Here is a 23,052-nt window from a genome sequence, read left to right on the forward strand (position 1 = left end):
GGTATATTTTCTGATGAAAAGTTTAGACGACTCGATATCTAACATCAATAGCAAAATTTGCCATCTGTATCATGAATAATGCTGTCTGCCATTAATTTCAAGCATTTAACATTGCTTTTCCATAATGTCACTTAAGATTTTATATTTTTGATGATGATGAAGACCCCGTCAGAAAACCCACTCAGACAAAACGTTTATTTCCAGTTATTCTTCTGGACGGCTTTGTTTTTATTTGGAACCGCAAAAATGTATGGGGAATATGATGGCGGAATTTTTAAAGAAGTGTTGATCTACAACTTTTGTCACTGGATTTTTCAGATTATAGGAGCCAATTTCATTTATTTTATCCTGATCCGGCATTTTTTTGACAGGAAAAGGTATATTGAATTTTCGCTGTATCTTATTCTCAGTCTTTACCTTATCTCTATCATCAACAGGTTTTTTCTTGTTTATATTGCGGAACCACTCTTTACCAATGAAGTCAAAGACAGCGTATTCGACATTTTTACTGACATCCCCTATCTTTTGATTCATTATACATTCACCGTTATCAGTGGGGCATTTATCTTTATTTCCATCATGTTTTTCATACGGTATAAGGATGAAAAGGAACGTACGATCAAACTGCAAAAGGAAAAAACGGAACTGGAATTACAATCTCTCAAATCTCAGCTCAATCCTCATTTTCTCTTTAACACTTTGAATAATATTTATTCTCTGTCAATGAGCCATTCTGAAAAGACTTCACAATCTATCAGCCAGCTTTCAGATATTCTGGATTATATTTTGTACAAAGGGCAGAAAAAATGGGTGCCTGTTTCCGATGAGCTGGCGATTATAGATCATTATATTGCGCTGGAAAGCCTTCGTTATCATGATGAAAGATTGAAAATAGGTAAGCATATTGCTCTCAACTCACCCAATACTATTCCACCACTGTTGTATCTTACTTTGGTAGAAAATGTTTTTAAACATGGGGCAGGGAAAAGTTCAGAAACCACAGCAATAAAGATTGAAATGGAAACCAATACCCAATATTCTATTTTTAAAATTGAAAACACATTCCCGGATCATCAGCTGGATCATGAAAGAGGAATCGGACTGCAAAATATAAAAAGACAGCTGGAATATCATTATCAGGGAAATTTTACTTTCCAAATCTCACAGGAAAACAATATTTTTAAAGTTGAAATAACCACTCCTCCACATTATGATTAATTGTATCATTGTAGATGATGAACCTCTGGCAGCGTCATTACTTGAAAACCATATCTCAAAGATTGACGATTTAAAGCTGATAGGAAAAGCTGAAAATGCGATGCAGGCTTATAGAATATTGCAAAATCAGACGATAGATCTTATGTTTCTGGATATTCAGATGCCTCATTTGAATGGAATAGATTTTTTAAAATCATTGCCCCAAAAGCCCAAGACGATTTTCACCACAGCCTATCGGGACTTTGCCATTGAGGGTTTTGAACTGGAAGCAGTAGATTATCTTCTAAAACCGATTACTTTTGAACGTTTTTTCAAGGCGGTAGAACGTATCCTGAGAAACTCAGCTGAACATAAAGAAGACTTTATCATTATCAAAACAACAGGAATGCACCGGAAAATTTCACTTTCGGAAATTCTTTATTTTGAAAGTCAGGGAAATGATATCAAAGTCGTACTGGCCAATCAGGAAAGTTTTATTTCAAAGACTAAGATAACAGATCTTGAAACGACCTTATCGGGCAAGTATTTTATAAGGATCCACCGGTCTTTTATCATTAATGCTCAATTCGTTACCGCATTCAGTAATCATGAGGTTCTTCTTGGCAGTCATCAAATTCCTGTGGGGAGAAGTTACAAAAATGAATTTGATACTTTTATCGCTGTTATTTCTAAGCGCTCTATCAATAACTAAAAGAATATTTTTCACAATCTGTTAAAATTTAATTGGTTACATTTGGATAAACTGAAAGCAAATACAGCAATTTGCTGAAAAGTTTCAAATTATAAAACCATGAAATATGAAAAACAGATTCTTCATTCCCTTATTTTCAACCTTATTATTCTGCTTAGTATGGACTAGCACTTTCTCACAATCAAAATCTTATACGCCAGTCTCCCAGGAGCTCTACAATACCATCATGAAAAAGGACAGCATTCTTTTTAGCGCTGCCAACTCAGGAAACATTGAAAACCTTAAAACATTTTTCACTGAAAATCTTGAGTTCTTCCATGATGTTGGCGGTCTTGCAAACTATAAAGAAACTATTGATAATTTTACCAGAGTCGCTAAAAACTATGCATACACCCGAAGAGTTTTAGTTCCCGGATCTGTGGAAGTATATCCTATTAAAGATTATGGAGCCATACAAACCGGGATCCATCAATTTTGCCGTCTGGAAAATGGTTCCCTGATCAATTGTGGAACATTCAAATTTGTTCATATATGGAAACAAACCCCTGATGGATGGAAAATTTCAAGAGTGATCAGCTATGGGCATTAAAATAATTACATTTTATTTTTAATTTAAAAAATTACTCACTATATATCAATAGATTATGAAAAATAATCACTTCATTCCATAATTTTAACATTTGTTAAAGCGGCAACACCCATGCAACGTAAACAACTGTAAATAAATATATTATATTAAATTTCATATACAATGATTTACATAACATTATTCTAGCAACCTGTATGGATATTAAAAAAAATGGTTATTTTTGCTCCAATTGAATAAAATTGCTTTTACGCTTTTTTATTAGTAAATTTATGTGCACCAAGTTGTAAAACATTAAAATTCATTTCATGAGAAAAATAATTCTACTTATTACATGTATGTTCGGTATTTCGGTTTTCTCACAGATAAAAGTGTTGAAAAATGAAAGTTTGGTGGAAATTGGTAAAGATAATTCCGTTGGTCTCTATAAAAAGGAAGATAAATTTACAGTCAACTACCAGGATCTGAATACCAGCAACCTGAATACGATCCGATCTTTTTCATTCCAGAATCTCAATGGGGATGTCACGGGGTTATTTAAACTTATTATAGATGGTTTTATTTCCACTCCGGATGAGAATATTGTATTGGAGCTTCCCAATGATATCATCGAGCTTCATTATGAAAAGAATTATGGGCAGCAGACCGTACAGTTTATCCAGGTCATCAACAAAAACCGAAAATATATAGGTAAATCACAGTTTTTGAACCAAAAACAGGTGGAGAAAATTTTTGGAAGAACCAATGGAAAGTATGCGATGTATGAAAAGCCTTCAGCTGTAAGCCCAACGGCGAATAAAGGAGCTTCTAATACCGCTTCTACTGCTACTCCCACAACAGGGGGAGCCAAGAAAAAATCAAGAAAATAAGTATATTTTATAAATATTGCGAAACTCATTCCATCGGATGAGTTTTTTTATTTTATTTTTGCAGAAAGACATTATAACTTATGCCGCTTCAGATAATCAATTTAACCAAAAAATTTGGGGAGCAGACTGCCCTTGACAATATCAACATTTCTATTGATCAAAATGAAATCATCGGACTTCTTGGCCCCAATGGTGCCGGAAAATCTACCTTGATGAAATCTATTGTCGGAGCACTGAAAATTGACCAGGGAGAGATTATTTTCAACGGTTTGAATATCTCTGATCACGAGATTGAAAGCAAAAAGAAAATAGGTTTCCTTCCTGAAAATAACCCGCTTTATCTGGAAATGTATGTGAAAGAATACCTTCAGTTTGTAGCTAATATTCACAAAATCCCTGCATCCAGAGTAGATGAGGTAATAGAATTGGTAGGAATTACCCCTGAAAAATCTAAAAAGATCGGGCAATTATCTAAAGGGTACAAACAACGTGTAGGACTTGCACAGGCGATTATTCATCAGCCGGATTTACTGATTCTGGATGAACCTACGAACGGTTTAGACCCTAATCAGATCATTGAAATCCGTAATGTAGTAAAAGAAATCGGTCAGCAAAAAACGGTTTTATTATCTACGCACATCATGCAGGAAGTGGAAGCTCTTTGTTCAAGAGTAATTCTTATCCATAAAGGGAATATTCTTCAGGACTGCCCTATTGATGAGTTTAAAGGTAAGTTTGAAAGTCTGGAAGATGCTTTTGCTAGTTATACCGCATAAATAATATGAAATCGCCCGAAAATTTTTCGGGCGATTTTTTTAATTTTTAATGATATATCCTACTGGTACTTTCATGTGTAAAATCTCGTACTTTTTATAGTGGACCCAGAATTTAGTTTTGTCATGAAAATCCTGGTTCATATATATCGTATCTTTTTGCGGCATAAGCACTATATAAATATTCTTGTCAAGGGTTCTTATTTTCTCACTTACAACAGTAATATTTGACAATTCTCTTTTTGAAAAAGATAAATTACTCTGCTCGATTTTCGAAGTCTTTATATTCTCTATAAGCTCATTCTTAATCAAATGATCGCGTACTCTATCCATTAACATAAGTGAAATAAAACTAATAAGAGTAACTAGCAAAGCTCTAGATTCTTTTTTTAAAATCTTACAATAAATATAAATAATGGCGGAAATAATAAAACTAATAATTAGAAGTGCGATAATTGACTGAACTATATAAATCATTACTAAAATTAAGAATTATTATCCGGTTTTTCTTCAATTACAGAAACCGTTTCTACATTTTTCTTCTGAACCTGTTCCAGCAGTTGAAGTCCCAGAAGTCCACTGATTCCTCCATTTGCAGAATCTCCGCTTCCCCCGATAAGAATATCAGGCATTATTTTCACATTTTGTGAAGCTATATTTTCCATGATTTTCAATTGGGTAAAATTATTGCCACCCATTGCTTCCACTGATAATTTATAAGACTCCGCATTGGATTTACCTATGGCAAGAATTTTTTCAGCTTCCGCATTACCGGTCAATGAAATTTGTTCCGCACTTGCTTTTGCCAGCAATTCTATCTTTTCGGCTTCGGCTTTTGCAAGAAGTCTTGTTTTCTCGGCTTCCCCTGTTGCTAAAAGCTGCAATCTGTCTCCTTCCGCATTTGCTTGCAGTCTCACGGAATTGGCATCTCCCGTTGCTTTTTTCACCGAAGCATCTGCAATTCTTTCCGCGATTAACACTCCCTGATCTGCCTTTACAATTTCCTTCTGCATATCAGCAACAGCTGTTTCTTTTTCCAGCGCCTGGCGCGTTTCCTGAGCCAGCATTTCAGTTTCGTAAGTAATTTTCTGTTCCTCTGCCAATTTTCTGTCCGTTAAAGTTTTCATTAAGCTTTCCGGAGGAACAATCGCTCCTATTAAAGTATCAACTGCATTCACATTATATTGTTCCAAAACACTGCTGATATGGTCTTTCGCCGATTGCTGTCTTTCTTTTCGGGTTCCTAAAAAGGCAATCACATCACTATCCTGAGCCGAGTTTCTGAAATAGTTTCCAATCGTTGGCTCTAAAACCTGACTGACAAGATTGATCATATTTCCAAAACGGGCAATCACTTTTGGAGCTTCATACGTAGGAATATGAATGATTTGCGAAACATCAAGATTGAAAGGAAAACCGTCTTTACTTCGTACCGTAATGGTTGAAAGATTTTTATCAAGCTGGTGGGATTCTATTCTTTCAAAAGCCCAGTTCAATACTAAATTGGTAGTAGGAACAAGTTCAACCTTCATAATATAAGGGTTAATCGGATATTTTCCGGGACCGATAGGTTCGGCCCAAACGCCTTTACGTCCTTTCTCAACAATATTTCCATGCTTAAAATCAACTCCGCTCAAATCTTTTCCTTCTTCTCCCACATAGCTGATAATTACCCCAACATGACCAATCGGAATTTCCGTCATTTTCACCATTTCAACTTTTGTAAACCATGGATTCAAGAAATAAGAACCCGCCAGGATCACCTGCTCCTGAAGACCTTTGTAGCCGCCATTAGTTAAAAACGTATCAACATCCTGAAACTTATTATGGTCATTGATAATTTTACCTGCAATCTGACCTTCTTCTAAAGGACTTCCTTCCATTGTTGTGATAACTCCTACTGCATTATCAGGAATCTGAGTCATATCCGTTAGTTCTATTTCAAACAACAACGTATTGATTCTGTAAGATCCCGGTGCAATAATCGCAGTTTGGCGACCTTTTCGCCCTCCGTTTCTTAAAAAAGCTTCAGCATCCTGAAAAGAATCACAGTCAACTTTTCTAGCTAAAATCCTTCCTGTTTCTAATTCTGCACCATCTTTAGCCAATAATAGTCCTATTTTACCGGTCGGAATCACTATAAAAGGTTGAAAATCGATAGAATACTGCCATATCCATTTTCTGAAATAAACTCCAGGAGCTAATGTCTGAGCCTGAAAGCCCGCTTCCCCATTGGTTGCGATAATTCTTCCTTCCGGAAGTTCCTGCTTACCCACCAGTACGAATTTTTTGGTAACCAAACCGATTCTGTCCTGAGGCACAATGATTAATCCAAAGAAAATTCTCAAAATAAATTTGTAAAAAAGTACGCACAAAAGTGCAATTACAGCCGGAATCATCCAGCCATGAAAAGCTAATTCCATAGTTTGTTTGTTTTGTTTTTGATTAAATTTGAAAACAGGGATTGCGCTCTGGTTCTTCGGAATACGAAAAAACAGAGTACGAATTATATGATAATTCTTTCGAAAAAAATTAAGAAATTATAGGAGGAGATGTATTAAAAATCGTGAAGATGATTTCTGATACTTTTAATAGAAAAAACTTAAAGTTAATTAGTTTCATTTTGATAATAAAGGAACGAGATCCTTTGATGGTACAAATGTACATAAGAAAAGTATTCACTTGTTTCAGAATCTGATAATATTTCACAAATAAAATGATAATTAATTGAAAATCAGCCCTATTATTTTCTAAAAACAAACATCTTATGACCTCAAAGGTCTCTTTTCCAGCCCTATACTTCTTCTTTACAATTGAAAAATGGCGCTATATTTGATAGAGTCTGAAATGTTAACCAATAACCATTTAATATGATAAAGTATATTTTATTAGGAACCTTCTGTTTAGCTCAATTTTCTTTCGTTGCAGCTAAAGAAGTTCCGAACCCAAAAACAGATCGTTTTATAACCTCTTCTGCTCTTCAGCAGGTCCCTAAGACGGTTATTATTAAAACCAAAAAGTTTAAGATCAGAATCGACAAGCAGCCAAACGGCAAATATCTTTACCAATCATGGAATGCCAATGCAAAGATTACAGCAAAGCCAAGCATGATCATCAGCGACGGTGAACTGATTCCTGATGGTTCAGGAGGGAATTATTATATTGCTTTCAACAATGAGGGCCACAGTTACCAGATCTGGAGAAATTACCTTACGGATTCTGCGAAAAAAGCACCTTATACATTGGTGGTAAACGATGCTAATGATCGTGAAATCGTGCGTCAGGACGGATATGTCGTTAAAAATTAGATTGTAAATGCTGGAAGCTGGAAGAGGCAGGCTGGAGGTGAATAGCCTCGTTTTTAGAACCTAAGGTCTTTCCAACTCTCTATATAAAACAAAAATCCTGCATACTCATGCGGGATTTTTTATGTTCCGGATTGTCTTAATTCTGTAAATAAGCTGCTTTCTTCGTAGCTTTCTTTGGCTGCCTTGTAACCAATATTGAAAATCTCTTCCAGTCTGTCTTTTCTCCGTTCAAAAGTTCCGTAGGCAGATAGTTTCTGGGAAGAAATGAACCAGTCACAGTAATCAAATTTTATTTTTTCAATTCTGTAGGAAAGAAGGTCATAAGAACGGGAAACAATTGCTTTGATAGAGTTCAGATCTTTGATCTTCGCTTCATTGGGCGGAGATACAAATACACCGATCAGCTTATCACAATCATCCCTGATGATGTCTGCAGGAAAATTGTTCAACACTCCTCCGTCACAGTACATTTCATCCCCAATAATGTAGGGAGTCGTTATTCCGGGAATGGAGCATGAAGCAATAATAGCATCAACGATCTCAAAATCTTTGTCAAAAATCTTCTGGGTTCCGGCAACGAGTTCTGTTGCTACAATTTTCACTTCTATATCCAGATCTCCTAGTTTCATTTCATGAAAAATAGGTTTCAGATAGTTTCTGAATATGACTGAAGAAACGAGCCCCGGCTGATTGAATGTAAAGTGTTTCCAGTTGAAAAAATAGATAGAATTAAAAAATTCCAGAATTTCTTCCGGCGTTTTTCCGATGGCATGAAGACAGCCTACGATAGATCCGGCACTACAGCAGGAAAGGATATCAACCTCAATATGTTTTTCCTGTAAGAATTTTAATACTCCTGCATGAGCGATTCCTTTGGTACCGCCGCCTGATAAAACAAGTCCTACTCTCTCCGAATTCATTGAATAAATGTAAGGAAACAGCCCGAGATAATGAGATTAATTTTTATAAATATCTTAATTTTAAAATTATTTTAATAAAATCTATAATATTCCGTCAAAAAATTCACTACTAAAAATCAGAATGGTATTAATTTGTAGTGCTCTTATGATGATCAATTAATATGTTTTAATACCAAACCTCATAGGTTTCAAAAACCTATGAGGTTTAGTTTACTATATTTCAGATTGGTATTAATGAAAAAAGCCTGGATTTCTCCAGGCTTTTATTATATAGATTTTTGTATTTTCAGATTAAATGTGAATCACTTCACCGTAAGCAGCAGCAGCAGCTTCCATAATGGCTTCAGAAACTGTTGGGTGCGGGTGAATAGACTTGATGATCTCGTGACCTGTAGTTTCCAGTTTTCTAGCTACCACAGCTTCAGCAACCATATCTGTTACTCCTTCACCGATCATGTGGCATCCTAACCACTCACCGTATTTAGCATCGAAAATCACTTTGATAAATCCGTCTGTATTTCCGTTTGCAGTTGCTTTACCACTTGCAGAAAGAGGGAATTTACCTACTTTGATTTCGTATCCTTTTTCTTTAGCCTGCTTTTCAGTAAGACCTACAGAAGCTACTTCAGGGTGACAATATGTACATCCAGGGATATTACCATAGTCGATTTTTTCAACGTGCATTCCTTTGATTTTCTCAACGCAAGTGATTCCTTCTGCGGAAGCAACGTGAGCCAATGCCTGAGTTGGGATGATATCTCCAATTGCATAGTAACCAGGTACTGAAGTTTCGTACCATTCGTTTACCAATACTCTTCCTTTGTCTGTCTGGATTCCTACTTCTTCTAATCCGATGTTCTCGATATTAGCAGCAATACCTACAGCAGATAATAAGATATCAGCTTCAAGAGTGATGTTTCCGTTAGCTGTTTTTACGTTGGCTTTTACTCCTTCACCACTTGTATCAACGCTTTCTACAGAAGCATTTGTCATGATTTCGATCCCTGTTTTCTTCAGAGATTTCTCTAAGTGCTTAGAGATTTCTTCATCTTCTACAGGAACGATGTTTGGCATAAATTCAACAACAGTTACTTTAGTTCCCATTGTGTTATAGAAATCAGCAAATTCTACCCCGATCGCTCCAGAACCTACAACGATCATAGATTTTGGCTGCTCAGGAAGAGATAATGCCTGTCTGTATCCGATTACTTTTTTACCATCCTGTGGCAAGTTTGGTAATTCTCTTGAACGAGCTCCTGTAGCAATGATAATGTTGTTTCCTGAATATTCAGTTACTTTACCTTCTTTATCTGTAACAGAAACTTTTTTTCCTTTCTGTACTTTTGCAGTACCAAGAATTACGTCAATCTTATTCTTTTTCATTAAGAATTCGATTCCTTTGCTCATTTTGCTGGCAACACCACGGCTTCTCTGAATCACATTCGGGAATTCAAAGCTTGCCTCCACTTTATTCAAACCATAATCTTCAGCATGGTTGATATAATGAAAAACCTGAGCAGATTTCAATAAAGCTTTAGTTGGAATACATCCCCAGTTAAGGCAGATTCCTCCTAAGTTTTCCTTCTCGATAATTGCGGTTTTGAAACCCAATTGTGCTGCTCTGATCGCAGTAACATATCCACCAGGACCACTTCCAATGACAATAATATCGTAATTCATTACTTTAAAAATTTTTATGCGAATTTAAGGAAAAATATTGGATGTTTCATGTTTCTGAAAACTGATCTTAAAATGCATTAACAAAGCTATTTTTATTTAATTTTACACAAAGAAAGAGAACACAAAACGTGCTCTCTTTCAATAAATTTTCTTTTACATTGAAAACTTCTCAAAGTTCAACCTATAAAAAACGGCTCTTTTAATTTTAATAACTGCAAAAATTCTGTATTATTTTGCCTGTCTAAGCAATCGCTTTTCAGTTGCATATCTTTGATTTAAGGCTTTCATCTGATCTCTCTTCATCTGTTTGGTGGCAAGCGGATGATTAAGGATCAGTTTTTTCTCCAGATTATATTTTTTGGTAAGCTCTTGCATTTTAATATTAACCAACTCGGTTTTTGACGGGTGTGGTGGAGCTGGCGGACGTTTCTGAGCAGAAACATTCATAGATAAACCTAATACTAATAGTGTTGAAATTAATACCTTTTTCATAATGTTCATATTTTTTTGAATGATTTCAATCAATTCTATATTATTAATTAAATTCATTCAGGTTCATGACAAATCTTGCATATATCATACCAACATTTTTTCATACATTTATTTGTCATTTAAATAAGCACTTATGAAAACGTCTATGAAAAAAAATAATCTCTCCAAAGACAGCATCTGGATGAAAGAACCTGAAGATCATGATTTTCCTGCAGCACAGGATTATCTGGAACTTCTTTTCAAACCGGATGAAGCCAAAAAGATGGTTGATAAATTAAAGAAAGCTCCTACCATCACAAAAAAGTCGAAAGATATTTTAAGAGCCAGTAAGCTTGCCCTGCTTCCGGAAACCAATATTCATGTAAAAGAAAACTTGAAAAAAGTAGAAAAAAACAAGAAACTTTCGCCCATACTACTGGTAAGAGGTCAAAATGAACTGATTATTGCGGACGGCTATCATAGACTATGTTGCAGCTATTATCTTACTGAGGATCTGGAAGTACCCTGCAGATTGATTTAACTTTTTTTTACTTATTCTTAAGCCATAATGCAATATTTAATATTAAAAACATATAATTTATTCTTTATTGGGTGAGTTTTGCATCATATTTTTTTTATTTTTGTTTGAAACCAATCTTATAAATATGAAAAAATACATCTCAATCCTTTTATTTGGAGCTCTCCCTCTTTCCGCGCAAGTAGGGATCAATACTTTAACTCCAAACAGTACTCTCGCTATCAATGGTTCACTAAGGGCTGGATATACCCAGATCACTGCTACAACGTATAACATTCTGTCAACGGATCATTATATCACTTATAACGGAACAGCAGATGCAACCTTCACACTTCCTGTCATAGGAACGGGCACAGCAAGTTATACAGGAAGAATTTATAAAATCAAAAACATCTCTCCGAATGCGATAACGTTACAGGCATCCAGTGGTAATACCTTAAGAATCGACAGTAATCCGGTTGCTTCATTTGTAATTCCTACAGGAGCTTATGCTGAAGTGGTAAACAACAGCAATACTACGGGAGGAACATGGGATTTGTCTTTTACAGTTCTTCCTAAACCAAGTAACGTGGAAATTTATGGTACGCAGGTTTTGATTCCTCCACATGCATTAGGAACTGCCTCTGTTGCTGACTGGAACAGTCATGGGAATGCGGGTTATGATTCAGGGGCTGCCAACGACAGATGGTGGATTGTGAGTAAAGCATCGGTAAATAATGCCCATACAACCGACTATGCCAATGCAAGCAGAATGACTCTTGTTTATGAATATCAGGGTACCCCTTTTAATGTTTCTAATATGTATCCTATCCTTACCGCAGGAAATAATTCGAGTTTCCCAGACGTATTTACAGCTTCGTTTGTAAGCCTTGCCAACAATGGTACTGCCGGAAGAACCAGACTTACGGTTTCAGTGGCCCGTATTGATTTTATCGGAAATAATGGGAGTAATAACAGTAACTGGACAGGAACATTTTTATTGAACGTTCTACTGGCCAGAAAATACTAGATATCTTCAAAAAATACATACTAAAAAAGAGCAGAAAAATCTGCTCTTTTTAATTTCTATAAAACTTCAATATTTTGCTTTAAAGGAAGGTTCTTCGATGAATTTCCTACCATAATTCTATACATTCCTTTTTCTACAGCCCATTCCATTTTTTCATTTAAAAACTGTAGTTGTCTTATGGGGATTTCAATCGTGACAGACTTTGATTCTCCGGGATGCAATTCTATTTTCTGAAATCCCTTCAGCTCAATAACGGGTCTTGAAACGGCAGCCAATAAGTCTTTTACATACAGCTGAACAACTTCACTTCCGGCCCTTGAGCCTGTATTTTTCACATTGACTTTAGCAATAATAGTATCATTCTCTGAATATTTCGCTTTGTTCAACTGCAAACCGGAAATTTCAAAGGTCGTGTAACTTAATCCGAACCCAAACGGATACAGTGGTTCACCACTCAGATCATAATAATCATTCCCTCTTCCTGTTGGGTGGTGATTATAGGTTAATGGTAATTGACCTTCCTCCGTGGGAAAAGTGATGGGTAATTTTCCGGAAGGGTTTTCAACGCCAAAAAGAGTCTTTGCTACCGCATTTCCCCCTTCTTCTCCCGGATACCAAACATCTAATATAGCTCCTACTTTATCTTTCCAGGCTGTTGTTTTTATGGCTGAACCTCCAACTAAAACCACTGTTGTCGGCTTATTTAATTTTGAAACTTCATGAATAAAAGATTCCTGATTTCCCGGCAAACTCAATGAGGCACGATCCTGAAACTCACCTTCATGAATTCCGGCAGTGACAATGATATAGTCTGCATTTTGAGCAAGATGTAAAGCTTCTTTATAATCTTTCTGGTAATCATACAGACCATAGTTCCAGATCAGTTCAAGGTTGGCTTCACCACGGTTTTCATGAAATTCAATGGTAATGTCATATTTTTTTCCTTTTTCAAAATCTACATGTACTGTTTTTGTGGAATAGCTCAGTTTTTCCCATTGGTCAATCACTAATTTTCCGTCCAGGTATAATCTAAAACCATCATTTCCGCGTAATCCCAATTGATAATTCCCCGAATCCGGAGCTTCCAGTTTTCCGGTCCAGCGAATACTGTAATGATCCGGCTGGAGTTTTTCAGGATTAGGAGAATATAAGGTCCATTTGAAATTCAACTGCTCATCCTGTTTTTCAAAAGCGGGGTTTCCTTTTAAATCGGTATTGGAAAAATAGATTCCTTTTAATCCTTTTTTATTTTCTGAGGATAGATATTCATTAGAAATCGTGGTAAAATCTTTTATATTCCAATCGATTCCTTTTGAATAAATGATTTCTATGTCTTTATTTTTAGTATAATTTTTAATCCCGTCCAGAATATTTGTTTTCTTATTTCCCGGTCCGGAATAACCGCCTAATCTTGCATCCAAAGCATCTGTTCCCACTACCAGAATCTTTTTTACATTTCCCGGAACAGGAAGAGTCCCGTTATTGTTCTGAAGTAAAACAAAAGACTCTGCAGCCGTTTTTTCTGCTAAAGGCTTATGGTTAAGCTTTTTTAATTCTTCAATCTGCTGGATTGAAACATATGGATTTTCAAATAATCCAAGCTCAAACTTGGCCCTCAATACTCTCGAAACAGCATCATCAATTCTTTCTTTTGAGATTCTTCCATCCAAAAACGGAGGTATGAATAGTTTATAATGGGCATATTCTGTCTGAAAAATCACATCAAGCCCTGCATTGATAGCCTGTGCAGAAGCATCATCATAATCTTTTGCTGTAAAATGGAGTACATTTGCTCCTCCTACGGCACTCGCATCACTGATGACAAAGCCTTTAAAATCCCAGTCTTTTTTTAATTTTTCTGTCAGTAACCAATGGTTGGCAGTTGAAGGTCTCCCATCCAACAGGTTATAAGAGGTCATCACGGAACGGCTTTTCCCTTTTGTAAAGGCGTTATTGAATGGTACCAAATGGGTTTCCTCCAAATATCTTTTGCTCCAATGAATGGGGTATGAATCTCTTCCTCCCTCACCCACATTGGCTAAAAAGTGTTTGGGCGTAGTAATAATTCCCTGATTTTCAAATGAGCTTACAAAATTTACTCCCATTACGGAAGTCAGAAAGGGATCTTCGCCATAGGTTTCCTCTGTTCTTCCCCATCTCACATCGCTGGCAAGGTTTACTACCGGTGTAAGAATTTGACGAATTCCTCTCAATTTTGACTCTTTTGCAATCGCTGTTGAAACTTTGTTCATCAATTCAGGATTAAAAGTGGCTGCGAGACCTATTGCCTGTGGAAAAGCAGTTGCTCCTTCCCGAACCAATCCATGTAAAGCTTCATCAAAAGGAATAATGGGAATTCCCAACCTTGATTCTTCGACAAAATATTTTTGAATAGCGTTGATCTTTTTTGCTAATTTTTCGGCATCTTCATTGGCATTATATTTCAGTAATTGCCCTGCTGCTCCACCTCCCTGGTTTCCTGCACTTACCTGCAGTCCAAAAATTCCATGAGCATATTGTCCTTTGGGAACATGATCCAGATCTCCAGGAATCATAAAGCACTGCCAGAATTTTTCTTCAGGGGTCATTCTCTTCAAAAGGTCCTGAACTCTGGTTTCAATAGGCTGTTTTGAATCTTTATACAAAGGTTTTTGCGCAGAAATAAATACTGAGCTCAACAAGAAAATTCCTATAATTTTAAATCGAAGTTTAAAACACATCTTAAGAATAATTTAGTTTAAAATTTGTTCTTTTACCTTAAAGCAAAAGAGCCGAAAGTTCAAGAATTGGAACTCTCCGCTAAAAATGAGTAATAAATTCAACTATTGCATTATTTGAACTACAGTTGAATATTTTAACTGAGTTCTTTCTTTAGGCAAATTAATTTCAATTGAATTCCCTGATTTTTTCCATTGAATTTTGTTTGATAACCCTAAAACTTTCAAAGATTTTGGTTTAAAATTATCAGGAATTGTAAAACTTAATGTTGGTGGAGACTCATAATTTGTTTTTTCATCCAAGTGAAAAATATTCACTGTTTTTCCATCTTTGCTTTGCGTATAATAAAAATTTCCTTCGTGATATGGTGCAATAGTACGGGTTGCAAAAACTGCAGACTGATTTTTATCCATCCAACCGGAAATCTGTTTTAATCTTTCATATACGATGACATCATAATCTCCATTGGGACCGGGAGCAATATTCATCAGGTAGTTTCCTCCTCTTGAGATGATTTTCACTAAAGTCTCTATGATCTTTTGGGAGGTTTTATAATTATCATTGGGAACGTAGGAAAAGGAATCTCCCATTGTGATACAGCTTTCCCAGGGGATAGAAAGAGCGTGTTCCGGAACGGCCTGCTCCGGGGTAACATAGTTTTCCCATTTCCCAGGAACGGTACGGTCTACAATGATGATCCCTGGCTGATTTTTTCTCGCCATTGTTCCTATTTTGTCCATATCAATATCCTGCTCTACTTTGATGGTACGCTGCCATTCTACTTTCGGATCTATGGTATGAAAAGGACGAACCCAGCCTCCATCCAGCCAAAGAATATCCACTTTACCATAATTGGAAGTGATCTCGTTCAGCTGATTGAAGGTGAATTTTTTAAAATTCTCCCATCTTTCCGGATATTTCTTAGGATCATAATTAACATTTCTGTCTTTCGGCGGAAAGTAAGACCACCAATAGTCATCAGAATGCCAATCCGGTTTTGAGAAATAAGCTCCTATTTTAAATCCTTCTTTCCGAAAGGTATTGAAAATCTCTTTCGTGACATCTGATTTTGGATTCTTTGAAAATGGTGTTTGAGAAGAAGTAATCTTATAATCTGACTGTTGAGTATCAAACATCGCAAAACCATCGTGATGCTTGGTGGTAAAAACCACATATTTCATTCCTGCTTTTTTTACAGCATCAGCCCATTTTTGAGGATTGAACTGAGTTGGATTGAAAGTTGTCTGAAGGTTTTCATAATTTTTTACATATTCGTCATAAGATTTTCCATGTTCAGGCTTTCTCTGCGTCCAAGATTCATCTTCAGGGCATAGGCTCCAGCTTTCAACAATCCCCCACTGGCTGTAGGTTCCCCAATGCATAAAGAGTCCGAATTTCATATCCTGCCATTGTTCCAGATTCTGCACAACAAGTGGGTCTGTGGGTTTCTGATATCCATCGGATACATTGTGGGCTTGTGAAAACACCACTGAACTGATAAGAAGGGATGAAAGGAAAAAGGGTTTTATTTTGGGTATAACCAGCATATGGAATAGTTTTCCGCTAATTTAATTATCCTTTGGGATATCCGCAAACATTAGGATTCCAAGAGATTAAGAATAGCTTCCTCAAATCCGGGATATGAAAACTTAAATCCGTTTTTTATGAGTCTTTCAGGGTAAACATTCCGGCTTTTTAAAAGCAGCTCAGTTTCTGTTTTCAGAAATAGGGAAGCTATTTCCAACTGCCAGACAGCAGCATTGAGTCCAAAAGGTGCCTTTAGTTCTTTTCTCAATTTTCTCATCATCGTTTCATTGGAAACCGGACCTGGAGCAGTGATATTAATGATTCCTGAAATATTTTCATTTTGAATAATCCAGTCTATTGCTTTGCAAAAATCATCGATATGAATCCAGCTTACCATTTGGTTTCCTCTCCCCTGCTTTCCTCCCAGCCCCAGTTTTGTAACTGTTTTCAATTTTGGGAAAGCGCCGCCATTATTCCCAAGAACAATAGAAGTACGGAGGGCAACTTTTCTTATTTCGGTATTTTTGATCTTAAAAAATTCCTGCTCCCAGCTTTTGCAGATATTCATAGAAAAATCATCTCCGATAATTCCGTTTTCTTCTGTATTCAGATGTTTTTCAGAGTGAACATATATGGTTGCAGAGCTGGCATTCATCCAAATTTTTGGTTTTTCAGAACACTGATCAACTGCTTTTTGTAAAATTTTTGTACTGTCAATTCTTGAAGAATAAATTTCCTGTTTATTTTTCTCGTGATACCTGCAGTCTACAGATTTTCCTGTGAGATTGATCAGAACATCTGCTTTTTCAAGACTGTTTTTCCATTCGCCTATTGTTTTAGCATCCCAATAGATTTCGTTTTTACGTTGGGGGTTACGGGTAAGAATATACACCTCGTTTCCTTTTTCTGTAAAATATTTTTCAAGGTTTTCGCCGAGAAATCCGGTTCCTCCTGCTATGATTATTTTCATTGTTTTTAAATTTAAGGAATTAACCCACTGATTGCACAGATTTTTACATATTTTGTGGTAGGAGTTTTTGTATTTTTAGCTGATATATTTTTTCGTTTTCACTTCAATTTCTGAGCCTTCTGCCAACATAACAGAAATGGGTTTTTGATGATTCAGACACTCAAAATCATTTCCATAGATCTTTTGAAAATCGATTTCTAACTGGTGGTCTTTTACGGTATAAAATTCCCATTTTGGATGGCATACTTCATATTCTGAGGTTGTATTTTCTTTTTTAGTAAAGCCAAAATAATGTTCTGTGATGAATTCAAACTCTGAATTTTCTTCCATTGGCTTTGTTCTGTTTTCTGCCATAATCTGAATAGAATGCCAGCTTTTATCTTTCCATGAATAGCGGATCAGCAGTTCATCTTCTTTCTCCTGAATCAGATTTTTCATCGGCATGGTGTGGTAATTTTCTTTGTATACAGAGTTCGCTACCAGGCTTAATGCAGGTTTCGGAACAATTTCCTTGATGAATACCACCCCTCTTTTCCAAACTCCATTTTCTTTTTTCCTGACATAAAATCTTAGGTTCACTTCTTCAAAATTACGGTGAAAAGGAATAGGTAATCCTAACAGTTTGGTATTTAAAAACATGAATCCTACCAGGCTTACATAGCATTTGTCCTTATAAAAATCGAGTTCTGTTCCTTTGGGCAGGTATGCTGATAATAGATCAGGGTTGATCTCGTAATTGATGATGGCTAATTTTCGCCATTCTGCTTTTAAAAAGTTCATAATGATGTGTTTTTAGATTAAAAAATAGCAACCCCTTCCTTCATAGAAGATTCTGCAACGGTCTTTACCAACTGATTTCTTTCCAGCAGGAAATTTCTGAGATATCCGGTGAGAAAAATGGCATTAAATAGTTTTCCTATGACGCCCAGCGGAGATTCAAATTCAAAAATGTCTGTCATCAGCGTTTTCCCATTCACGGATTTAAAAATATGACGGTGGCGCATAGATTTGAACGCTCCTTCCTGCATAACATCGATAAATTGAACAGGTTTTTCCATATTGACAATTTTTGTAGTCAGGGTCTGATAGATTCCCAGATGTTTTGCTCTCCAGGTGACCGTTTCATTTTCTTCAATCAGCCCTGATGTACGTCCTGCAATGGCTTTTTCATCAGTTTTTGAAGTTGACTGCTGATGAAGGTCGATATTCCTTGCCAGATCAAAGACATAATGAATATCTGCATTGATTACGGTGTTTAAATAGATTCTTGACATTTTTAAAAGGTTTGTTTTTTGTTTAATTCTGGCAGCTTTTTGTCTATTCTTTCTGCAAGCTCTGGAAGTTTTATGGTAGGCACCGCAGGAAAAAAATGGTGTTCCATATGATAAAACATGCTGAAGCTCAATTTATTCTTCCAGAATCCCCGCTGTGTTCTGGCAATATCAGGATGCTTATGGGTATCGTGATGAACAGTCCACACTGCAAAAAATGCCATCAGAAATTCACCAAAAACCATTATCAGTATGTGATACATCAGGAAATAGATGTGAAAATAAAACACTACTGCTATAAGAACGGCTATAGATGCCAGCTCCAACATCATATTCTTACGGTAGGTTTTATTGGCTTTTTTAAAAGTGATCCAATGAATCAAAAACATATGTTTGGGTCCATATAGAATGGCTTGATACCATTTCATAGAAGCTGATTTACCTTCATAATCTTCTTCTGAAAGGCAAAATTTATGATGCCTCAGGTGATTAAATTTTACGGCGTGAATAGAGGCCATCATGGTAAGGCTGTTAAGATATAAAGACAACCATGTCAACCTTTTTCCGGTTCCCAATGAATTGTGAAAGCCATTATGTACCTGTCTCAATGCGGTGAGGAAATAAAAACCGGAGAACGGCAATGCTAATCCATAATATCCTTTATACGCTAAAAACAGGGAAATAAAAAGCCATGGCAGACTGATGTTATTTTCAATCAGTATTTCCTTTGGAGAGAGTTTCTTTAGGTCTTTCCACTCTATGGTTCTGATAATTTCAAGATGATTCATGTCTTAATTTTTTAAATGGTTGTCAGGATGATAATAGCCAGCGCTGTTATTCTAAACAATATCCATGAAATGGTAGGAAGAAAATTCAGCTTTAGTATTCTGCATCTTCTTATATGTTCCAGAAACATGATCAAAACTACAATTCCAAAGTAAATCATATAAAAAACAGACGTAAAACTGGTCATCAAAACAGGAATTAAAAGTAAAGTTCCAATCAGAGAAACGGTCATCATGTTTCCCAGATAATCCCAGATCTTGTCTTTGACATACGTTTTTAAAAAGATGGTCTGCCACAGGATCTGACCGAGACAAACTGCAAATTCTCTCAGGAAATTCTTTTCCAAATTTAAGTTCAGTTTTCCGGAAAATTCACTTAAGATATAGGCTGAAAAAATAACCACAAAACTGATGTATGCTATTCTGTATTTCAGGTTAAAATCCGGTACACAGGATTGTTCTGTATAGTCTTTTTTAGAAGGAATAATTTGTTTCCGGTTATAAGAAACGAAGGAATACAACTTTTTGAAAAACCAATACAAAGGTTTTATTCCTGCAACTTTCGCCAACAACGGAAAAGAGTTTCCAATGATGAGAAGCAGACTGTCTAATCCATATACAACTTTATTTTTGCTGTGATCTACCAGTGCAATTTCATTTTTCGCCCGGCTAAAGTCTATCAGATCTTTATTTTTGAATGACATTTCTGTAAATGCTTCTCTTCCATCTTCATCCAACATTCCGCATGTTGTGAAACCTTTGGAATACAGATTACACATGGGGCATTCATTGTCGTAGATCAGCGTGTGATTTTTGAGCGTTTTCATAATAATGATTTATAAGGTTCATACGTGTTGTAACAATCATAAACATAGAGAATGGCCATTATCGGCGTATAGAACAATGCCAGAATCAGGAAAATTCCCATGAGAGCCATTGTGAATTCATTATAAATTTTTTGGTCAACCAAAAGCAGACATATCCAGACCGGCATTACGGTTAAACCATAGACTCTGAATTCGGATGATTGTTTTAATTTTAAAAACAGTCTGATCAGATAGCTTATTAATTGTACTCCTCCCACAACAAAGTAAAATTCAATAAATTTCCAATCCTTGTATTTCATCACTGCACCCACAATGCAGACTATGAGAATGATTAATTGAATAAAGTAATCGTATTTTGTAAATGTCTTCATGGCAGGTATTGTTTACAGTGATCCTTTTCTTCTGAAATAAATAATCAGGAATAAATGAATGATTAAATTTTTCATAATTATTATTAATTTAAAATTTTCAGTAATTTTTGAAATATAGTTTCAAATAAAAAACTCGTCTCTTTTTACGTGAAGAATTTCTACCAGATCCAGGTATCTTTTGTGTGAAATGATAGACAGACTGTTCTTTATAACCTGTATTTTCAAATCTTCCAGACTCTCATTTTTGTTGATATAATGAAAGAGTTTTCCAAACTCGCTTCCAAAAAGTTTTGAAACCAGAATTTCAATATACCATTTTACACAAGTGAATCTCCATGCTGTTTTGGGTTTTACAAATTCTACAATGATTATTTCTCCTTTTTCGTCAATAATCTTTGATAGTTTATCTGCAAAAATCTTTTTCTTATCTTCCTCTATCGTCTTTGTACCGTAAGAACACAATATAATATCCATAGAACGGTCCGGAATATGACTTTCGAAAAAATCATCCTGAATTTGCTTTACAAACAGTTTCTCTTTAAATGTTGAAGACAGTTTCACATTCATTGCTGAAGAAAAATCCAGAGTGACAATTTCTGTATTTTCATTATGCAGCTGAAGGAATTTCAAGTTTTCTCCCTGTCCGCTCATCAGATCAAGAACTCTTTTATCTCCGTAACTTTTCACCTTTTGGACTGCCATTTTTCTGAACAGCCTGGTAAACCCTAAAGATGCAATTTCATTGATATAGTATCTGGGCTGTATACGGTCAAAATATTGCTGCAGATCATTCATTTTCAGATTGTGTTTTTATAGATTGTAATACATGGCTTTGCATTTTATCGATGATATATCCGGACCATTTCTTCCAGTACCAGGTAGGTGCTATTTTGTAGCTGTATTTTGTTTTTGCTATTATTTTTGTTTTATTTTCTGACAGTTTGTCTAAAGTAATTTCACCATACTTCACGATAAAATAATCATGTAAATGCTTGGCATCAATTTCTTCATAAGGTGTTATCTCTTTCATTGGAATGGTTTGATTTTCCAGAGAGAATTTTACTTTTTTATTTTCTATAAACTCGTCAATATTAAGTTGTAATTCATCATTATTGGTCTGGCAACTATACCCTAATTTTCCGTTTTCATCTACTAGTTTTATATTCTTTGGATAGCTGACTCCTTTTTCAAACAGGATAAAATCAGGTGCATTGAAATTGATTTGTGTATTTAAAAGTTTCCATACTTTGTCACTGGAAGAATTCACAATCATTTCTGTAGTGATAGTCTCCTCAATAGGTTTTGTATAGGTATCAAAAATATAAGATGCCGGATTGATAAAAAGGATAAATACCATAACACTTCCCGTATGTCTTTTTTCATCAAGAACCCCAATAATAAAACCAATTGTAAAACCCACAAACATGGCAAAGCCAATAAATGGGATAGCCATAATAATGCAAATAGCTCCTTCTGTTCCGGCTGCTATCAAGATCACAGAGAAAATGACTAATCCTAATACTATTTTGAAGATGGTCTTCAGAACATTCATCAATCCGATTTTTTTAAAATACTTTACATATCCAATGATAAATCCAATAGAAACCGGAATGGTAAAGAACATTGTGAGTCCATACTCACCTTTGGAAACCAGAAAAAACCATACTGCAACAATTAAAACAACAGTCAAAAATAGACTTAAATAGAGGTATTGTTTAAAAAAATTCTTCATGATATTATAAGTTTTATATTTTCAGTAATTTTTGAAAGTTTACTAGAAATAAAAAAGGATTTTCATCCTCTTTCTATTTTCTATTTCAACAAATTAGTAATCTTTCCTACCAGCCAGTGATCATCACTTTTGATCGCCAGATCCATAATATTGTTGATTTTTCCGGTTACAGAACTGAAATCATTCATCAATTTGATAAATTCCTGAGCTTCTTCTGAATCTTTATCTTCAATATTCTTCAGCTCTTCCAGGAAAGAAATTACAGGTTCTATTTCTCTTTTTCTACGCTCTTTGGTAATTTGCTTGAAAAGATACCATACATCTTTTTCTGCTACGAAATATTCTTTACGGTCGCCTTTTACAAATTCTTTTTTCACGATTCCCCAGTCTATCAGAGCACGAAGATTCATATTGGCATTCCCTCTTGAAATCTCCAACTGCTCCATTACCTCATCTGTAGAAAGTGGTCTGCCGGTTGCCAAAAGCAGTGCATGTACCTGTGCCATCGTACGGTTGATTCCCCAATTGGTAGCAAAGGTTCCCCAGGTCTGAATATATTTTTCTTTTGCTTCTGAAAGTTGCATTTCTTTTTCCTTTTAGATTTCTATAGCAAATGTAATTATATTTTTTGAATTTTCAATAATTTTTGAAAATTAATTTTTAGAAGGTTTTATTGATATTTATTTTTGCTGTCATAGTATTTTTGTTTTACCTCTTAGAAGTCATTCCAAACTTAGCTTCTCCTTTTCCACGAATTCCTTCTTTCTTCCAGCCAGATGAATATCATC

Annotated in this window: 24 protein-coding genes; 8 read left to right on the forward strand and 16 right to left on the reverse strand. The window is 35.5% G+C overall.

Annotated features, from left to right (window positions below; all coding sequences use genetic code 11):
• Positions 1-156 precede the first annotated feature (156 nt).
• The 5 genes from DBR39_RS11665 (at position 157) to DBR39_RS11685 (ending at position 4,140) form a co-directional block, all read left to right on the forward strand.
• On the forward strand, positions 157-1,218 hold the full coding sequence (locus tag DBR39_RS11665; RefSeq protein ID WP_228447823.1) for a sensor histidine kinase: 1,062 nt from the start codon (positions 157-159) through the stop codon (positions 1,216-1,218).
• Positions 1,211-1,909 carry a LytR/AlgR family response regulator transcription factor gene (locus tag DBR39_RS11670; RefSeq protein WP_124533261.1) on the forward strand — a complete coding sequence of 233 codons (699 nt, stop codon included), beginning with the start codon at positions 1,211-1,213 and terminating at the stop codon, positions 1,907-1,909. The genes DBR39_RS11665 and DBR39_RS11670 overlap by 8 nt, the downstream gene beginning before the upstream one ends.
• 106 nt (positions 1,910-2,015) lie before the next feature.
• Positions 2,016-2,498 carry a nuclear transport factor 2 family protein gene (locus tag DBR39_RS11675; protein WP_124533263.1) on the forward strand — a complete coding sequence of 161 codons (483 nt, stop codon included), beginning with the start codon at positions 2,016-2,018 and terminating at the stop codon, positions 2,496-2,498.
• A gap of 305 nt (positions 2,499-2,803) precedes the next feature.
• Complete coding sequence (locus DBR39_RS11680) at positions 2,804-3,364, forward strand: hypothetical protein (protein WP_124533265.1); 561 nt, start codon at positions 2,804-2,806, stop codon at positions 3,362-3,364.
• Positions 3,365-3,444: 80 nt separating this feature from the next.
• On the forward strand, positions 3,445-4,140 hold the full coding sequence (locus tag DBR39_RS11685) for an ABC transporter ATP-binding protein (RefSeq protein ID WP_124533267.1): 696 nt from the start codon (positions 3,445-3,447) through the stop codon (positions 4,138-4,140).
• 39 nt (positions 4,141-4,179) lie between these two features.
• Here the strand turns inward: DBR39_RS11685 and DBR39_RS11690 are convergent, their stop codons facing one another.
• Complete coding sequence (locus DBR39_RS11690) at positions 4,180-4,470, reverse strand: hypothetical protein (RefSeq protein WP_124533269.1); 291 nt, start codon at positions 4,468-4,470, stop codon at positions 4,180-4,182.
• 152 nt (positions 4,471-4,622) lie between these two features.
• Positions 4,623-6,560 (reverse strand): SPFH domain-containing protein, encoded by a 1,938-nt coding sequence (locus DBR39_RS11695; protein WP_124533271.1) that lies wholly within the window; start codon positions 6,558-6,560, stop codon positions 4,623-4,625.
• Positions 6,561-7,007: 447 nt separating this feature from the next.
• Between DBR39_RS11695 and DBR39_RS11700 the strand changes: the two genes are divergently transcribed.
• On the forward strand, positions 7,008-7,445 hold the full coding sequence (locus DBR39_RS11700; RefSeq protein ID WP_124533273.1) for a hypothetical protein: 438 nt from the start codon (positions 7,008-7,010) through the stop codon (positions 7,443-7,445).
• Between the two features lie 119 nt (positions 7,446-7,564).
• Here the strand turns inward: DBR39_RS11700 and DBR39_RS11705 are convergent, their stop codons facing one another.
• From DBR39_RS11705 to DBR39_RS11715, 3 genes are all read right to left on the reverse strand, one after another.
• A complete protein-coding gene (locus tag DBR39_RS11705; RefSeq protein ID WP_124533275.1) occupies positions 7,565-8,365 on the reverse strand; it encodes a patatin-like phospholipase family protein in 801 nt (266 codons plus the stop codon).
• A gap of 291 nt (positions 8,366-8,656) precedes the next feature.
• Positions 8,657-10,045 carry a dihydrolipoyl dehydrogenase gene (gene lpdA / locus DBR39_RS11710; protein ID WP_124533277.1) on the reverse strand — a complete coding sequence of 463 codons (1,389 nt, stop codon included), beginning with the start codon at positions 10,043-10,045 and terminating at the stop codon, positions 8,657-8,659.
• A gap of 228 nt (positions 10,046-10,273) precedes the next feature.
• Positions 10,274-10,537: a hypothetical protein gene (locus tag DBR39_RS11715; RefSeq protein ID WP_228447824.1), complete on the reverse strand. Its 264-nt coding sequence runs from the start codon at positions 10,535-10,537 to the stop codon at positions 10,274-10,276.
• A 145-nt stretch (positions 10,538-10,682) separates the two neighbouring features.
• Between DBR39_RS11715 and DBR39_RS11720 the strand changes: the two genes are divergently transcribed.
• Both DBR39_RS11720 and DBR39_RS11725 read left to right on the forward strand, forming a co-directional pair.
• A complete protein-coding gene (locus tag DBR39_RS11720; protein WP_124533279.1) occupies positions 10,683-11,057 on the forward strand; it encodes a hypothetical protein in 375 nt (124 codons plus the stop codon).
• A 124-nt stretch (positions 11,058-11,181) separates the two neighbouring features.
• On the forward strand, positions 11,182-12,063 hold the full coding sequence (locus DBR39_RS11725; protein WP_124533281.1) for a hypothetical protein: 882 nt from the start codon (positions 11,182-11,184) through the stop codon (positions 12,061-12,063).
• Between the two features lie 56 nt (positions 12,064-12,119).
• Here DBR39_RS11725 and DBR39_RS11730 read toward each other — a convergent pair whose 3' ends face one another.
• The 11 genes from DBR39_RS11730 to DBR39_RS11780 all read right to left on the reverse strand — a co-directional run bounded on the left by DBR39_RS11730 (position 12,120) and on the right by DBR39_RS11780 (position 22,848).
• On the reverse strand, positions 12,120-14,783 hold the full coding sequence (locus DBR39_RS11730) for a glycoside hydrolase family 3 N-terminal domain-containing protein (protein WP_124533283.1): 2,664 nt from the start codon (positions 14,781-14,783) through the stop codon (positions 12,120-12,122).
• Positions 14,784-14,885: 102 nt separating this feature from the next.
• A complete protein-coding gene (locus DBR39_RS11735) occupies positions 14,886-16,328 on the reverse strand; it encodes an alpha-L-fucosidase (RefSeq protein ID WP_124533284.1) in 1,443 nt (480 codons plus the stop codon).
• Positions 16,329-16,378: 50 nt separating this feature from the next.
• On the reverse strand, positions 16,379-17,278 hold the full coding sequence (locus DBR39_RS11740; protein WP_124533286.1) for a TIGR01777 family oxidoreductase: 900 nt from the start codon (positions 17,276-17,278) through the stop codon (positions 16,379-16,381).
• Between the two features lie 75 nt (positions 17,279-17,353).
• Positions 17,354-18,058: a YqjF family protein gene (locus tag DBR39_RS11745; protein WP_124533288.1), complete on the reverse strand. Its 705-nt coding sequence runs from the start codon at positions 18,056-18,058 to the stop codon at positions 17,354-17,356.
• A gap of 17 nt (positions 18,059-18,075) precedes the next feature.
• The gene (locus tag DBR39_RS11750) at positions 18,076-18,552 is read right to left on the reverse strand and encodes an SRPBCC family protein (RefSeq protein ID WP_124533290.1); all 477 of its coding nucleotides are present in this window, start codon (positions 18,550-18,552) and stop codon (positions 18,076-18,078) included.
• Positions 18,553-18,554: 2 nt separating this feature from the next.
• Positions 18,555-19,337 (reverse strand): fatty acid desaturase family protein, encoded by a 783-nt coding sequence (locus DBR39_RS11755; protein ID WP_124533292.1) that lies wholly within the window; start codon positions 19,335-19,337, stop codon positions 18,555-18,557.
• Positions 19,338-19,348: 11 nt separating this feature from the next.
• On the reverse strand, positions 19,349-20,161 hold the full coding sequence (locus DBR39_RS11760; RefSeq protein WP_124533294.1) for a hypothetical protein: 813 nt from the start codon (positions 20,159-20,161) through the stop codon (positions 19,349-19,351).
• Positions 20,158-20,532 (reverse strand): hypothetical protein, encoded by a 375-nt coding sequence (locus DBR39_RS11765; protein ID WP_124533296.1) that lies wholly within the window; start codon positions 20,530-20,532, stop codon positions 20,158-20,160. Before DBR39_RS11765 ends, DBR39_RS11760 begins: the two co-directional genes overlap by 4 nt.
• Before the next feature lie 120 nt (positions 20,533-20,652).
• Positions 20,653-21,327 (reverse strand): class I SAM-dependent methyltransferase, encoded by a 675-nt coding sequence (locus tag DBR39_RS11770; protein ID WP_124533298.1) that lies wholly within the window; start codon positions 21,325-21,327, stop codon positions 20,653-20,655.
• A complete protein-coding gene (locus DBR39_RS11775; RefSeq protein ID WP_124533300.1) occupies positions 21,320-22,264 on the reverse strand; it encodes a hypothetical protein in 945 nt (314 codons plus the stop codon). Before DBR39_RS11775 ends, DBR39_RS11770 begins: the two co-directional genes overlap by 8 nt.
• A gap of 80 nt (positions 22,265-22,344) precedes the next feature.
• Positions 22,345-22,848 (reverse strand): GbsR/MarR family transcriptional regulator, encoded by a 504-nt coding sequence (locus tag DBR39_RS11780; RefSeq protein WP_103232512.1) that lies wholly within the window; start codon positions 22,846-22,848, stop codon positions 22,345-22,347.
• Between the last annotated feature and the right edge of the window lie 204 nt (positions 22,849-23,052).

The sequence above is a fragment of the Chryseobacterium sp. KBW03 genome, from assembly GCF_003852415.1.
GTDB lineage: Bacteria > Bacteroidota > Bacteroidia > Flavobacteriales > Weeksellaceae > Chryseobacterium > Chryseobacterium viscerum.

Coding starts and splice junctions, on each gene's coding strand:
- DBR39_RS11665 (WP_228447823.1), top strand. CDS start 157: ATGAAGACCCCGTCAGAAAACCCACTCAGACAAAACGTTTATTTCCAG.
- DBR39_RS11670 (WP_124533261.1), top strand. CDS start 1,211: ATGATTAATTGTATCATTGTAGATGATGAACCTCTGGCAGCGTCATTA.
- DBR39_RS11675 (WP_124533263.1), top strand. CDS start 2,016: ATGAAAAACAGATTCTTCATTCCCTTATTTTCAACCTTATTATTCTGC.
- DBR39_RS11680 (WP_124533265.1), top strand. CDS start 2,804: ATGAGAAAAATAATTCTACTTATTACATGTATGTTCGGTATTTCGGTT.
- DBR39_RS11685 (WP_124533267.1), top strand. CDS start 3,445: ATGCCGCTTCAGATAATCAATTTAACCAAAAAATTTGGGGAGCAGACT.
- DBR39_RS11690 (WP_124533269.1), bottom strand. CDS start 4,470: ATGGATAGAGTACGCGATCATTTGATTAAGAATGAGCTTATAGAGAAT.
- DBR39_RS11695 (WP_124533271.1), bottom strand. CDS start 6,560: ATGGAATTAGCTTTTCATGGCTGGATGATTCCGGCTGTAATTGCACTT.
- DBR39_RS11700 (WP_124533273.1), top strand. CDS start 7,008: ATGATAAAGTATATTTTATTAGGAACCTTCTGTTTAGCTCAATTTTCT.
- DBR39_RS11705 (WP_124533275.1), bottom strand. CDS start 8,365: ATGAATTCGGAGAGAGTAGGACTTGTTTTATCAGGCGGCGGTACCAAA.
- lpdA (WP_124533277.1), bottom strand. CDS start 10,045: ATGAATTACGATATTATTGTCATTGGAAGTGGTCCTGGTGGATATGTT.
- DBR39_RS11715 (WP_228447824.1), bottom strand. CDS start 10,537: ATGAAAAAGGTATTAATTTCAACACTATTAGTATTAGGTTTATCTATG.
- DBR39_RS11720 (WP_124533279.1), top strand. CDS start 10,683: ATGAAAAAAAATAATCTCTCCAAAGACAGCATCTGGATGAAAGAACCT.
- DBR39_RS11725 (WP_124533281.1), top strand. CDS start 11,182: ATGAAAAAATACATCTCAATCCTTTTATTTGGAGCTCTCCCTCTTTCC.
- DBR39_RS11730 (WP_124533283.1), bottom strand. CDS start 14,783: ATGTGTTTTAAACTTCGATTTAAAATTATAGGAATTTTCTTGTTGAGC.
- DBR39_RS11735 (WP_124533284.1), bottom strand. CDS start 16,328: ATGCTGGTTATACCCAAAATAAAACCCTTTTTCCTTTCATCCCTTCTT.
- DBR39_RS11740 (WP_124533286.1), bottom strand. CDS start 17,278: ATGAAAATAATCATAGCAGGAGGAACCGGATTTCTCGGCGAAAACCTT.
- DBR39_RS11745 (WP_124533288.1), bottom strand. CDS start 18,058: ATGAACTTTTTAAAAGCAGAATGGCGAAAATTAGCCATCATCAATTAC.
- DBR39_RS11750 (WP_124533290.1), bottom strand. CDS start 18,552: ATGTCAAGAATCTATTTAAACACCGTAATCAATGCAGATATTCATTAT.
- DBR39_RS11755 (WP_124533292.1), bottom strand. CDS start 19,337: ATGAATCATCTTGAAATTATCAGAACCATAGAGTGGAAAGACCTAAAG.
- DBR39_RS11760 (WP_124533294.1), bottom strand. CDS start 20,161: ATGAAAACGCTCAAAAATCACACGCTGATCTACGACAATGAATGCCCC.
- DBR39_RS11765 (WP_124533296.1), bottom strand. CDS start 20,532: ATGAAGACATTTACAAAATACGATTACTTTATTCAATTAATCATTCTC.
- DBR39_RS11770 (WP_124533298.1), bottom strand. CDS start 21,327: ATGAATGATCTGCAGCAATATTTTGACCGTATACAGCCCAGATACTAT.
- DBR39_RS11775 (WP_124533300.1), bottom strand. CDS start 22,264: ATGAAGAATTTTTTTAAACAATACCTCTATTTAAGTCTATTTTTGACT.
- DBR39_RS11780 (WP_103232512.1), bottom strand. CDS start 22,848: ATGCAACTTTCAGAAGCAAAAGAAAAATATATTCAGACCTGGGGAACC.